This window comes from Rhizobium sp. S163, assembly GCF_030380805.1.
Classification (GTDB): Bacteria; Pseudomonadota; Alphaproteobacteria; order Rhizobiales; family Rhizobiaceae; genus Rhizobium.
This window is the reverse complement of sequence record NZ_JAUDSA010000003.1, coordinates 300,356-312,527: the sequence shown is the minus strand read 5'-3', so window position 1 is coordinate 312,527 and position 12,172 is coordinate 300,356. Positions and strand designations below refer to the sequence as shown.

Genomic DNA, 12,172 nt, shown 5'->3' with positions numbered 1-12,172 from the left:
TTTGCTGGAACCCGCCCTTGCGCGAGAGCGCGGGGCGGGTTTCGCTTTGCCTGGACCAGCCTTCCCGGAACTGCCCCTATGCGCGTAGACCTTTTCGATTTCGAGCTCCCCGATGAGCGGATTGCGCTGCGGCCTGCGGAGCCGCGCGACAGCGCGCGCCTGCTGGTCGTCGATCCCAGTAGCGAAACGCAGCTTTCCGATCACCGTGTTTCCGACCTGCCGTCCTTCCTGAAGGCAGGCGACGCGCTTGTCTTCAACGACACCAAGGTCATTCCGGCGCAGCTCGAAGGGATCCGTCACCGCGAGGGTGCGGGCGGCCAGCAGGTTTCGGCGACGCTGCACATGCGGGTCGGCGCCAATCGCTGGAAGGCCTTTGCCAAGCCCGGAAAGCGTATCAAGGTCGGCGACCGGATCGCCTTCGGCCACGGTGGCGAAAGCTGCCTTCTCGGCTCGCTCGACTGCACCGTCGAAGAGAAGGGCGAGGGCGGCGAGGTGACGCTGGCCTTCGATCTGTCGGGCCCGGCGCTCGACGAAGTCATCCATTCCGTCGGCCATATACCGCTGCCGCCCTATATCGCCGCCAAGCGCGCCGAAGACGAGCGCGACCGCGCCGACTACCAGACCATCTATGCCCGCGAGGACGGCGCTGTCGCAGCGCCCACCGCCGGGCTGCATTTCACGCCCGAGCTCTTCGAAGCGCTCGACAAGGACGGCATCGAGCGTCATTTCGTGACGCTGCATGTCGGCGCCGGCACCTTCCTGCCGATGAAGGTCGACGATACCGACGACCACAAGATGCATCTCGAAAGCGGCTATGTCAGCGGCGAGACGGCCGCCAAGCTCAATGCCGTGAAGGCGAGGGGCGGGCGGATCATCTGCGTCGGCACCACCTCGCTCAGGCTGATCGAGAGTGCGGCGCAGGATAGCGGCGAGATACGCGGCTGGGCGGGCGCCACCGGCATCTTCATCACGCCTGGCTACCGCTTCAAGGCGGTGGACGTGCTGATGACCAATTTCCACCTGCCGCGCTCGACGCTGTTCATGCTGGTCTCGGCCTTTGCCGGCCTGGAGACCATGCACGCTGCCTATGAACATGCCATTTCCACGGGCTACCGCTTTTATTCCTATGGCGATTCCAGCCTTCTTTTCCGGAAAGACTAGATGACCGAGAACTTCCACTTCACCCTCAAGAAGACCGATGGCGGCGCCCGTCTCGGCGAAGTCTCCATGCCGCGCGGCACGATCCGCACGCCGGCCTTCATGCCCGTCGGCACCGTCGGCACCGTCAAGGCGATGTATCTCGACCAGGTGCGCGAGGGCGGCGCCGATATCATTCTCGGCAACACCTATCACCTGATGCTACGGCCGACGGCCGAGCGCGTGGCGCGGCTTGGCGGACTGCACAAGCTGATCCGCTGGGATGGGCCGATCCTGACCGATAGCGGCGGCTTCCAGGTCATGTCGCTGTCAGGACTGCGCAAGCTCGACGAGCAGGGCGTGACCTTCAAGAGCCATGTCGACGGCAGCCTGCACCACATGTCGCCGGAGCGCTCGATCGAGATTCAGGGGCTGCTCGACAGCGATATCCAGATGCAGCTCGACGAGTGCGTTGCGCTTCCGGCCGAGCCGCGCGAGATCGAGCGCGCGATGGAAATGTCGCTGCGCTGGGCCGAGCGCTGCAAGATCGCCTTCGGCAACCAGCCGGGCAAGGCGATGTTCGGCATCGTGCAGGGCGGCGATATTCCGGCTCTGCGCGTGCGCTCCGCAGCAGCGCTCGCCGATCTCGACCTCAAGGGCTACGCGGTCGGCGGTCTTGCCGTCGGCGAGCCGCAGGCTGTCATGCTGAAGATGCTCGAGGAGACGCTGCCGGTCCTGCCGACGGAAAAGCCGCGCTATCTCATGGGCGTCGGTACGCCCGAGGACATGCTGCGCTCGGTGGCGCGCGGGATCGACATGTTCGACTGCGTGATGCCGACCCGTTCCGGTCGCCACGGCCTGGCGTTCACCCGCCGTGGCAAGGTCAACATCCGCAATGCCCGCCATGCCGAGGATATGCGCCCGCTCGACGAGCAGTCGAACTGCCCGGCGACCCGCGACTATTCACGCGCCTATCTGCATCACCTTGTGCGCTCCAACGAGGCGCTGGGCGGCATGCTGCTCTCGTGGAACAACCTGTCCTATTATCAGGAACTGATGCAGGGCATCCGCAAGGCGATCGCCGAAGGTCGTTTCGCCAACTTCATGGCGGAGACGGAAGCCGAATGGGCACGGGGCGATATCGACCCGGTCTAAGGCTCAGATGCCTTTGCTCGCCGTATCCGGCAGGATCTGGACGCCGCCGATCTTGTAGCTGCCATCCGGCTGTCGGATGACCTGGTAGATCGCCGTCCAGTCCTTGCCGTCGCGGCCGGAGATCAGAACTTCGTGGTAGATCATCGCGCCGTTGTCGATCGAGCGACTGCGACCGAAGGCGTAGTTTCCGGGGTGATAAACCGGCTCATAGCTCTTCTTGACCATGGCGAAGAAGACGTTCTTGTCGGGATAGACGGCCTTGATGCCGGGGGCGGCGTAAGAATAGGCCGCTTCCGGATCGTCCTGCAGGAAGGCCTTGATCTGCGCCTCGATCATCGACCGCGTTGTATCCAGCGGGTCTTCCGCGCGCGCCGGCGACAGCGTAAAAATCGCGGTGAGACTGAGGATGAGGACTGCGAAGAAGGCGCGCATCGGCATATCTCCCACTATCCCGTGGCCATAGCCGCCACCCCTTGAATTGTAGGGCTTTCAGCGCGCAAGGAAAGAGGCAATCAGAGTCGGCCGCGTGCGAATATTCGCGACAGGATCAGGCCGGCTATCAGCACACCGGCGGCGATGAAAATGGTGTCGATGGGAGTGCCGATATAGAGCGGCCCGACATTGGCAAAGAGCAGGAAGGCAACGACGAAGTTCGCCCATCCCCAGACGACGTTCAGCTCCGCCGAGCTCTCGCCGGCACCTGACATGGGCACGAATGGCGTGCCGAACGGTCGGCCGCAGACGCCGTTGACGAAGTGTGGAATACCGTTCGTCATGATGGCGGCGGCAAAGAAGTGAATGATAAAGGCGATCCAGGGCATCGGCGTCTCCAAGATGGTCATCCCAGTGGCGCGACGGGACGTCACGTTACGGGATGAGCCAGAATTCCGGCAGGGAACGCGTTGACCTAAGCTCTTGTTCCATAAGCGGGATCAGATCGTGTGGTAGCGGCGATCGAAATAGATCAGCGCCTGGCCGCCTTCGTTCTCCTTGATCGCCACCACCTCGCAGATCAGGATGTCGTGGGTACCGCCATCGGAGACCGACTTCACCTTGCAGTCGAGCGAGATCAGTGCGTCGTCAAGCGCGGGCGCACCTGTTTCGAGTACCGACCAGCTGGCGCCTTCGAAGCGTTCCTGCACCGGGGTCTTGCCACCGAAGCGCCGGCTCAAGTCCTCATGGGCGTGCGAGAGCGTGTTGACGCAGAGCACGCGGTTTGCGTTAACGGCTGGGTAGGCGGATGAGCCGCGATTGATGCAGACCAGAAGGGTGGGCGGATCGTCGGTGACGCTGCAGACGGCGGTTGCCGCAAAGCCCGCGAGACCTGCCGGTCCATCCGATGTGACGACGTTGACGGCAGCGCCGAGGCGGGCCATGGCGTTGCGGTAATCCTGCTTGCGCTGGTCCGTCGTATCGGCGTTTTTGGCCGTTGCGGTCACGTCCGGGATCATTTTGGCTGATGCTTGCATATCGGGGTCCTAGCGGATTTCGGATCTCGCGTCACGAAGGAAGCGCAGCATGGTCTCGTTGAAGCTCTTCGCCTCCGTCACATTGACGGCGTGGGCGCCGAAGTCGGTCAGAGCCAGTTCGGCATGCGGCAATCCCTCGGCGAGGCGCACCGATCGGGTGTAGGGAACGAGAAGGTCGTCGCGGGTGGCCATGACCAGCGTGTGGGCAGCAATCTCCGACAGTCGGTCGTCGAGATCGAAGGCCCGGAGAGCCGCAATACGCCGCAGGATATTGGTCTTGCCCTGGAAATGGGCGATGGCGTGCCACTCCTCGGCATCGAGACGCTCGGCATTGTCGGACATCCAGACCGAGGGATAGAGGAAGAGCGGCTGCGCCTTGACGAACATCTCGACGCCCGACCGCTCCAGCAGTTCGATCCTGACATCGAAGCATCGGCCGGAATGCGGATCCGCCTTGCTCCAGGCATTGACGAGAATGAGCTGGCCGATCATGTCGGGGCGGCGGAGCGCGATATCGAGACCAATCAGCCCGCCGAGCGCGTGGCCCATGAAATCGAAACGCTCGATGCCGAGTTCCAACGCGATCTCCAGCACGTCGTCGGCCATGGCGGCGATGCCGCCCGCCTCGGGCACCTCACCGCCGGTGCGGCCGGTGCCGCGATGATCGTAGGTGATGACGCGGAAATCGGCGGATAGCGCCTCGATCTGCGGCGCCCAGTAGCCCGCTGCTCCGGCAAGGCCGGATGACAGGATGATGGTCCTGGCACCGGCATGGGTCTGGCCATGTATGTCGTAATGCATGCCCGTCACTTCTTGCCGATATGGGCGACGGTTGCGATCTCAACCAGCGCGTCAGGCTTCACCAGGCCGCACTGAACGCAGTAACGGGCCGGCTTGTCGCCGGGGAAATACTCGGCGTAGACGGCGTTGACGGCCTGATAGTTGGCCCAGTCGGTGACGAAGATGTGGTTCATGGTCACGTCTTCCATCGTGCCGCCGGCTGTCTCGATCACCGACTTGATCGTCTCGAGCACATGGCGTGTCTGGGCGCCGGCGTCGCCGACATGGACGACATCGTTGTTCTTGTCGAAGGGCAGGGTGCCGGAGACATAGACGATGCCGTCGGCAAAGGTGCCTGGCGAATAGGGGGCGATCGGCTTCTGGGTTCCCTCGGGGACGATGACCGATTTTGGCATGATGTGTCCTCTTCTTTGCTCGTGATCAGGCTTCGGTGGGCGCGGCTTGGCTGATGACGCCGCAGAAATCGTTGACGGTGGCGACCCAGCCGAAGAACTTCTCGACGTTGTAGACCGTCGCCTGCTGGATGAAATCGGGCCCGAGGTGATGGGTCGCGTCCTCAAGCATCACGCCGAAATATTCGAGGTGGAAGGCATCGCGCAGCGAGCTTTCGACGCAGACATTGGTGGCGATGCCGACAAAGACGAGATTGCGGATGCCGCGGGCGCGCAGTACGCTGTCCATGTTGGTGTTGAAGAAGCCGCTGTAACGGGTCTTCGGTACCAGGATATCGCCCGGCTGCGGCTGCAACTCGTCGACGATCGCATAGTCCCATGTGCCCTTTGCCAGAAGCTGGCCCTGCAGCTCCGGCCGCTGGCGCATGGTCTTCAGCGCATTCGACTTGTGATAGTTGGGCGAGCCCGGTCCGCCGGCCTCGACATAATCCTTGTCCCAGCCGTTCTGGAAATAGATGACCTGGACGCCCGCGGCACGCGCGGCGTCGAGCGTCTTCTTGATGTTCGCGATCGTGCCCTTGGCGCCGGCGATATCGAAGCCGGCGAGATCGACATAGCCGCCCTCAGTGGAATAGGCGTTCTGCATGTCGACGACCACGACAGCGGTTTCGCTCGGCTTCATCGCGATCGGCTCGGGGCGAGCGGGGAGGGTGACGCTTTGCGTGCGCTCGCGCGGCGGCTCGTATCCAACAGGTGCGACGCTCATTCGGCGGCCTCCAGCATTTCGGTCACGTGGCGGCGGCTCTTCATCAGCGGCTGGACGTATTTGCCGAACTTTTCGACGCCTTCGACGAAGTCGTCGAAGGTCAGCATGACGCCGCCGGTGCCGGGGACTGCTGCCATCTCGTCGAGCATGGCGGCGACCTCCTCATAGGAACCGATCAGCGTGCCCATGTTGATGTTAACGGCCGAGACCGGGTTCGACATGTGGCGAACATTGGTGTCGGAACCGGACTTTGTATCGGCGGCACTCTGCAGGCCGAGCCACTTGATCGCCTCCTCGTCGGCGCCCGCCTTGTAATGCTCCCACTTCGCCCAGGCGTCATCCGACTTCTCTTCGGCAAGCACCATCGTCAGCACGAAGGAGCGCACGTCGCGTCCGGTCTTTGCCGTTGCGTTGAGAAGGCGCTGGTTGGTGGAGGCGAAGGCCGTGGGCGTGTTGACGCCGACGCTGAAGCAGAAGCTGTAATCGGCATAGGCGGCGGAGAACGCCATGCCCTTGTCGGACGAGCCGGCGCAGATCAGCTTCACGCTTTCGGGCACCGGCTTCATCCGGCAATCGTCCATCTGGAAGAACTTGCCCTTGAGATCGGACTGGCCCGTCGTCAGGAGGTCCTTGAGGACGGTCGTGTATTCGCCGAGATATTCGTAACGGTCGCCGAAATAGTCGTCGCCCGGCCACAGGCCCATCTGGCTGTATTCCGGCCGCTGCCAGCCGGTGACGAGATTGACGCCGAAACGACCGCCGGAAATGCTGTCGATCGTGGTCGCCATGCGCGCAACGATCGCCGGCGGCATGACCAGCGTCGCGGCCGTGCCGAAGAGCTTGATCTTCGACGTGACGGCGGCAAGACCGGCCATCAGCGTGAAGGATTCCAGATTGTAGTCCCAGAACTCCGTCTTGCCGCCAAAACCGCGCAGCTTGATCATCGACAAGGCAAAATCGAAACCGTATTTCTCGGCCTTCAGCGTGATTTCCTTGTTGAGCTCGAAGCTCGGCTTGTACTGCGGCGCGTTTTCCGACAGCAGCCAACCATTGTTTCCGATCGGGATGAAAACACCGATTTCCATATTTGCTCTCCTCTTGAGGCAATGCGGCCAAGGACCTGGTTCGGCATTTTCAATGCAGGTGGCGTGCCAGATTGATAAACGTCAATAAAATCAGAGTGATGCAATACGGCTGGGAATCTTTTATTTATCATTTGGTCAAATTTTTACCGAACGATAAATTTCATGCCGAAAAAGCAGACAATACTGCTCAAATTTTTAGCCGCACTCGATAGCGCCTAAATATTCTGCAAGTCCGCGCGTCGCGACTATTGCCTACAACCGCGAGACGCGGCCTCACCAAGAAGTAACTTGACTTTTTGAAGCCGGATTTGGATATCGGGCAAATTCTTGAAGCGGCTGGCCTTTGCCAGGACGCACTGTCTTCCACACAGCTGCATTCAGTGCCCGATGGCGCGCCGCAAACTTTTTATGTCAATTGGGAGGCTCGCGGATGAGCACATCGTCGCTGCTGAAACGGTTCGCTGGTTACTACAAGCCGCACCGGGGGCTGTTCGTGCTCGACTTCGGCAGCGCGGTGACCGCAGGCCTGCTGGAACTTGCCTTTCCCGTCGCCGTGACGATGTTTATCGACAGATTGCTGCCGACGGGCCAGTTGGGTCTGATCGGGCTGGCGGCGATCGGTTTGCTGGCGATCTATGTCGTCAACGCCGGGCTGCAGGTGATTGTCACCTATTGGGGCCACATGCTCGGCCTGAAGATAGAGACGGAGATGCGGGCGAGGGCGTTCGATCATCTGCAGAAGCTTTCCTTCTCCTATTTCGACAACCAGAAGACCGGCCATCTCGTGGCACGGCTGACCAAGGATCTCGAAGAGATCGGCGAAGTCGCCCATCACGGGCCGGAGGATATCTTCATTGCGGTGATGACGCTGGTCGGCGCGTTCATTCTCATGTGGTGGGAACATCCGCCGCTGGCGATCGTGACCGCGCTGATCGTGCCGCTGACGGCCCTTGTGACGACGCGCTACGGCCGCCGGATGACGAAGACATGGCATTCGCTCTACGGCCGCGTTGCGGATTTCAACGCCCGCATCGAGGAGACGGTCGGCGGCATTCGCGTCGTCCAGGCCTTCGCCAACGAGGACCACGAGCGCAAGCTCTTCGCCGTCAACAATGCCGGCTATCTCTCGACCAAGCTGCAGGCGTACTGGGCGATGGCAGCCTCGACGTCGCTCTCCTATCTCTCGATGCGCTTCGTGCAGGTGGTCGTGATGCTTGTCGGCGCCTGGTACGTCACCCGGGGCGAACTCTCGGCCGGCGGCTTCGTCGGCTTCCTGCTTCTCGTCGGCGTCTTCTTCCGGCCGATCGACAAGATCAATTCGGTCATCGAGACCTATCCGAAGGGGATCGCCGGCTTCCAGCGCTATACGGCGTTTCTCGATACCGATCCCGATATCGCCGATATCAAGGACGCCCGCAACATGCCGCGGCTGACCGGCGATATTCGCTACAGCGACGTTCGCTTCGCCTACCAGACCGGAAAGCCTATTCTCGACGGGCTCGACCTGACGATCAAAGCGGGCGAGACGATCGCCTTCGTGGGGCCATCGGGGGCCGGCAAGACGACCGTCTGTTCGCTGCTGCCGCGCTTTTATGACGTCACCAGCGGCGCGATTTCCATCGATGGCGTAGACATCAGACAGATGACGCTGGCGTCGCTGCGCTCGAGCATCGGGATCGTGCAGCAGGACGTGTTCCTGTTTGCCGGCACGATGCGCGAGAACATCGCCTATGGCAGGCTGGGAGCGACAGAAGCCGATATCCTCGACGCGGCCCGCCGGGCGCGTCTCGACGAGGTGATCGCCGGCCTGCCGGCTGGATTGGACACCATAATCGGCGAGCGCGGCGTCAAGCTTTCCGGCGGCCAGAAGCAGCGGCTGGCGATTGCCCGCATCTTCCTGAAGAACCCGCCTATCCTCATTCTCGACGAGGCGACGTCGGCGCTGGACACGGAGACCGAGCGGGCGATCCAGCAATCGTTGGCGGAGCTGTCTCAAGGCCGCACGACACTCGTCATCGCCCACCGGCTGGCGACGATCACCGAGGCGGACCGGATTTGCGTGATCGACAAGGGCAGGGTGGTGGAAGAGGGCAGCCACCGCGACCTCCTGCGCCGCGCGGGCCCCTATCGGCGGCTGCATATGGCGCAACAGACGAGCGCGCCCGATGACGATGGCGCGCCGGACACGAAGAAGCTGGCGTAGTGCAAGGCGGCTCACATCCTCACCTCAGGTGAGGATCGCGATTGTCTCATTCAATCCGATGCTTGGCCGGCTATGTTGTTACAAGAACAACCATGCCAGCACGTCATAACGCTAGAGCAGATAGCTGACCGGCTCGTTGCTGACAGGGTGCGGGAAGACGCCCATCTCGACCCCGAAGACTGACCTCAGCACATCCGACTGGACGATCTCGGCAGGCTTGCCGCGCGCCGAAATCCTGCCGTCGTTCAGCGCCACCAACTCGTCGCAATACCGCGCCGCAAGGTTGATATCGTGCAGGACGACGACGATCGTCAGGCCGCGCTCGTGGCTCAGTTCGCGCAGCAACGACAGAACGCCCGCCTGATGGGCGAGGTCGAGTGCGGAGGTGGGTTCATCGAGCAGCAGGCAGCTGGCATTCTGCGCCAGCATCATGGCGATCCAAGCGCGCTGGCGCTCGCCGCCCGACATGTTGGCAACGAGACTATCGGCGAAGCGCTCGAGATCGGTGCGCCGGATCGCATCCTCGACCAGATCGCGATCGGCCTGGGTGAAGCGTCCGAGCGTGCCGTGCCACGGAAAACGGCCGAGCGCGACAAGCTCGCGCACCGTCATGCCATCGGTCGCAGGGGTGAATTGCGGCATATAGGCGATCTCGCGGGCGAAAGCGCGCCCGCCCCAGCTGGCCGCCGGCTTTCCCTGAAGCGCAACCGCGCCCGACGTCGGATCGACCTGGCGGGCGATGGTCTTCAGGAGCGAGCTCTTGCCCGAACCGTTTGGCCCGACAAGCCCATAGACGCGGCCCGCCTCAAGCGTCAGATCGACACCGCGCAAGATATGCTTCTTGCTGGCCTCGTAGTGGATCTGCGACAGAGTGAGAAATTCGGCGGGCATGATGGCATCTCCGGCTGCATGTGACGCGACGCCGGACATCCGGATCGCACGGATGTAACTGCAAAACTTCACCGGCGATGTCAACTTATGCGGTGACGGGAATAGGGCGGTGCATAGTATTTCGTTCTTGGGCGAACGACGCGTCTCAAGCCTCTGCAAGGATTGCCTGAACCACCGCTCGTGCCCTGAGCATTGTGTCGGGTCTTTGAGAGATGCTCATTAAAACAGTTTCGACCTTCACCAGGTAGTTGACGACTTCAGCGGCCGGTGCACCTTGGCGAAGCTGCGCGGCGGCGTTCTGAAGGTAGCTGTCATATTCGTCCTCGAAACCGGCTGCGTCATCGTCGCGCCATGTGCACCCGTCGGGTATGAGCCCGATGGGATCCCACATCGACCAGCCAATATCTCTCAGCTTCGACAAATCAAGTATGGATGACGACACGCGTTCATCCTTCAACGCTCATGCAGATGGAATTGTACATGTACATCTAAAAGGCTGCTACGGGCGCCGACTCAAGCGGTGAGGGTCAGTTGCTGACAACAACAGGGCGTGCAGTTTTTAAATGGCAGCATGGACTTTATTATCTTCGTTGCATCCGAAAATAGAATGCACCCAGCTACAAACAATGTCGAAGCTGAATAGGGCTGCGACGTTGTCAGCCATTTAGAAACGCGACACTGGCTGCTCGGATCAGCCCGCGGTCCGACCGGCTGGCCGGGGTTGAAAGGGCGGAGCGGGGGCGGGTGAGGGGCACCCGTTCGGCTTTAGCTTTGAGCCTATTCGACCTTTAGGTCACTCCACAGCTTGCTGCTTCAAGAGTGCCTTTTTGCGGCGCGCATTCACCGCGGGATCATTCATAACATCCGTGCTCCGCCCCGGCTTTCGACCCCGTGGTTGGTAACCGATCTTCTCGCTGTTGGTTTTGACGACCGGCGGTACCTGCTGGTCCTGGCGCTCCTTGACGTAAGCCAGGATATCACCAAGCCGCTTGTTCTCGGTGATTGCCGCATGCGTCACTCGTTGGTCTTTGTCGAACACCGTATAGGGCAGGGAATACCCTTTCCAGCGCACATCGAGGCGACCATCCGCATAGGCATAGCTCTCGACATAATGGCCAACCAGACCACGCGTCACTTCGGTTTCCTGCAGCATGATCCGCTTGCGTTCAAACGAGAACGTCAGCTGTGTTCCGACGTAACGCTGCTCGCGCTTGCACAGGATCTCCATCAACCGATCCGGCGCCAGATTCAACGGCCGGTGCAAATCATCGGAACGGGCAGGGACGATGGAAAATCGCGCATTATATCGGCTCATGAAACTCGCCAGAAACGCGTTGCCATCCCTCATGTTATCGATCCTGGCCAGTCGCAGTGCCTTGACCAGGCGATCCTGCAATGTCCGGTTCATCCGTTCGACGCGTCCTTTAGCCTGGCTTGAATTTGCACAGAGAATCTCGATGTTTAGCTCGCAAAGCGCACGCCCGAACTGGGTCATGGCCTGACCGCCCTTGGCATCCTTCTTTGCCACTCGGAACACCGAATGTTTGTCTGAATAGAACGCAATCGGGGCGCCATGTTCGCGAAGATACAGCGCCAGTGCTTCAAAGTACGAGAACGCACTTTCCGATCGCACAAACCGCAATTGCATCAACTTGCCGGTCGCATCGTCGATGAAAACCAACAACGAACAGGGATCGCCACGGTCTTCGAACCAGCGATGGTCAGAGCCATCAATCTGCACCAGTTCGCCATAAGCCTCGCGACGCAATCTTGGCTGATGAAACGTCCGACGTTGCTTGCGCGACAACCAAATGCCGGCATCGATCATCCAGCGTCGCAGCGTCTCGCGCGACACACACAATCCATCCCGCTCAGCCAGCATCTCTGAAGCCAGGGTCGGACCGAAGTCCGCATAAGATTCCCGAACCAGTGTCACCGCGTAATCTCGAACGCCATCGCTGATGCGGTTGTTTGACGGCCGGCCGATCGCCTTGTGCCGGATCGATGCCGCACCACCAATACCCATCCGCTGCAACAGCCGGCGCACCTGGCGCGTGCTCAAGTCGAGCACATGAGCCGCCGAAACCATCGTCATACGCTCAGCCGCTACCTTCGACAAAACTTCGATCCGCTGCAGATCACGCTCGCTCATCGCTATCAATCCCATCTGCTTGTCTCCGCGTTATCAAACGCGGGGAGTGTGACACTCTAACTTTGCTAAAGTAGGACATTCTAACTTTGCGGCTACAAACAAATATCGGATAAGATAGATT

At 61.1% G+C, this 12,172-nt stretch carries 13 protein-coding genes; 3 read left to right on the top strand and 10 right to left on the bottom strand.

The annotated features are described in order from the left end of the window. Positions 1–78: 78 nt before the first annotated feature. Positions 79–1,161, top strand: coding sequence for a tRNA preQ1(34) S-adenosylmethionine ribosyltransferase-isomerase QueA (gene queA, locus QTL96_RS01660; protein WP_289726447.1), 1,083 nt, complete (start codon positions 79–81; stop codon positions 1,159–1,161). Then, positions 1,162–2,292, top strand: a complete 1,131-nt coding sequence (gene tgt, locus QTL96_RS01655; protein ID WP_289726446.1) for a tRNA guanosine(34) transglycosylase Tgt — start codon at positions 1,162–1,164, stop codon at positions 2,290–2,292. A gap of 3 nt (positions 2,293–2,295) precedes the next feature. Here tgt and QTL96_RS01650 read toward each other — a convergent pair whose 3' ends face one another. The 7 genes from QTL96_RS01650 to rutA form a co-directional block, all read right to left on the bottom strand. Then, entirely contained in the window at positions 2,296–2,724 is a 429-nt protein-coding gene (locus QTL96_RS01650) for a DUF4864 domain-containing protein (protein WP_018902381.1), read from the bottom strand. An 80-nt stretch (positions 2,725–2,804) separates the two neighbouring features. Continuing rightward, the gene (locus tag QTL96_RS01645) at positions 2,805–3,113 is read right to left on the bottom strand and encodes a hypothetical protein (RefSeq protein WP_289726445.1); all 309 of its coding nucleotides are present in this window, start codon (positions 3,111–3,113) and stop codon (positions 2,805–2,807) included. A gap of 111 nt (positions 3,114–3,224) precedes the next feature. Then, a complete protein-coding gene (locus QTL96_RS01640; RefSeq protein ID WP_289727150.1) occupies positions 3,225–3,743 on the bottom strand; it encodes a flavin reductase in 519 nt (172 codons plus the stop codon). 27 nt (positions 3,744–3,770) lie between these two features. Further along, positions 3,771–4,562: a pyrimidine utilization protein D gene (gene rutD, locus QTL96_RS01635; protein ID WP_289726444.1), complete on the bottom strand. Its 792-nt coding sequence runs from the start codon at positions 4,560–4,562 to the stop codon at positions 3,771–3,773. Positions 4,563–4,567: 5 nt separating this feature from the next. Beyond that, entirely contained in the window at positions 4,568–4,957 is a 390-nt protein-coding gene (gene rutC, locus QTL96_RS01630) for a pyrimidine utilization protein C (RefSeq protein ID WP_289726443.1), read from the bottom strand. A gap of 25 nt (positions 4,958–4,982) precedes the next feature. Continuing rightward, positions 4,983–5,720 carry a pyrimidine utilization protein B gene (rutB, locus tag QTL96_RS01625; RefSeq protein ID WP_289726442.1) on the bottom strand — a complete coding sequence of 246 codons (738 nt, stop codon included), beginning with the start codon at positions 5,718–5,720 and terminating at the stop codon, positions 4,983–4,985. Beyond that, the gene (gene rutA, locus QTL96_RS01620; protein WP_289726441.1) at positions 5,717–6,805 is read right to left on the bottom strand and encodes a pyrimidine utilization protein A; all 1,089 of its coding nucleotides are present in this window, start codon (positions 6,803–6,805) and stop codon (positions 5,717–5,719) included. Before rutA ends, rutB begins: the two co-directional genes overlap by 4 nt. A gap of 430 nt (positions 6,806–7,235) precedes the next feature. Between rutA and QTL96_RS01615 the strand changes: the two genes are divergently transcribed. Beyond that, on the top strand, positions 7,236–9,008 hold the full coding sequence (locus QTL96_RS01615) for an ABC transporter ATP-binding protein (RefSeq protein ID WP_289726440.1): 1,773 nt from the start codon (positions 7,236–7,238) through the stop codon (positions 9,006–9,008). A gap of 111 nt (positions 9,009–9,119) precedes the next feature. Here QTL96_RS01615 and QTL96_RS01610 read toward each other — a convergent pair whose 3' ends face one another. The 3 genes from QTL96_RS01610 to QTL96_RS01600 all read right to left on the bottom strand — a co-directional run bounded on the left by QTL96_RS01610 (position 9,120) and on the right by QTL96_RS01600 (position 12,066). Then, complete coding sequence (locus QTL96_RS01610) at positions 9,120–9,899, bottom strand: ATP-binding cassette domain-containing protein (RefSeq protein ID WP_289726439.1); 780 nt, start codon at positions 9,897–9,899, stop codon at positions 9,120–9,122. A 145-nt stretch (positions 9,900–10,044) separates the two neighbouring features. After that, complete coding sequence (locus QTL96_RS01605) at positions 10,045–10,341, bottom strand: hypothetical protein (RefSeq protein WP_289726438.1); 297 nt, start codon at positions 10,339–10,341, stop codon at positions 10,045–10,047. Between the two features lie 351 nt (positions 10,342–10,692). Further along, on the bottom strand, positions 10,693–12,066 hold the full coding sequence (locus QTL96_RS01600; protein WP_289726437.1) for an ISNCY family transposase: 1,374 nt from the start codon (positions 12,064–12,066) through the stop codon (positions 10,693–10,695). Between the last annotated feature and the right edge of the window lie 106 nt (positions 12,067–12,172).

Excerpts from the sequence above, each read along its gene's own strand:
- queA (WP_289726447.1), top strand. The coding sequence starts at position 79 with ATGCGCGTAGACCTTTTCGATTTCGAGCTCCCCGATGAGCGGATTGCG.
- tgt (WP_289726446.1), top strand. The coding sequence starts at position 1,162 with ATGACCGAGAACTTCCACTTCACCCTCAAGAAGACCGATGGCGGCGCC.
- QTL96_RS01650 (WP_018902381.1), bottom strand. The coding sequence starts at position 2,724 with ATGCGCGCCTTCTTCGCAGTCCTCATCCTCAGTCTCACCGCGATTTTT.
- QTL96_RS01645 (WP_289726445.1), bottom strand. The coding sequence starts at position 3,113 with ATGCCCTGGATCGCCTTTATCATTCACTTCTTTGCCGCCGCCATCATG.
- QTL96_RS01640 (WP_289727150.1), bottom strand. The coding sequence starts at position 3,743 with ATGATCCCGGACGTGACCGCAACGGCCAAAAACGCCGATACGACGGAC.
- rutD (WP_289726444.1), bottom strand. The coding sequence starts at position 4,562 with ATGCATTACGACATACATGGCCAGACCCATGCCGGTGCCAGGACCATC.
- rutC (WP_289726443.1), bottom strand. The coding sequence starts at position 4,957 with ATGCCAAAATCGGTCATCGTCCCCGAGGGAACCCAGAAGCCGATCGCC.
- rutB (WP_289726442.1), bottom strand. The coding sequence starts at position 5,720 with ATGAGCGTCGCACCTGTTGGATACGAGCCGCCGCGCGAGCGCACGCAA.
- rutA (WP_289726441.1), bottom strand. The coding sequence starts at position 6,805 with ATGGAAATCGGTGTTTTCATCCCGATCGGAAACAATGGTTGGCTGCTG.
- QTL96_RS01615 (WP_289726440.1), top strand. The coding sequence starts at position 7,236 with ATGAGCACATCGTCGCTGCTGAAACGGTTCGCTGGTTACTACAAGCCG.
- QTL96_RS01610 (WP_289726439.1), bottom strand. The coding sequence starts at position 9,899 with ATGCCCGCCGAATTTCTCACTCTGTCGCAGATCCACTACGAGGCCAGC.
- QTL96_RS01600 (WP_289726437.1), bottom strand. The coding sequence starts at position 12,066 with ATGGGATTGATAGCGATGAGCGAGCGTGATCTGCAGCGGATCGAAGTT.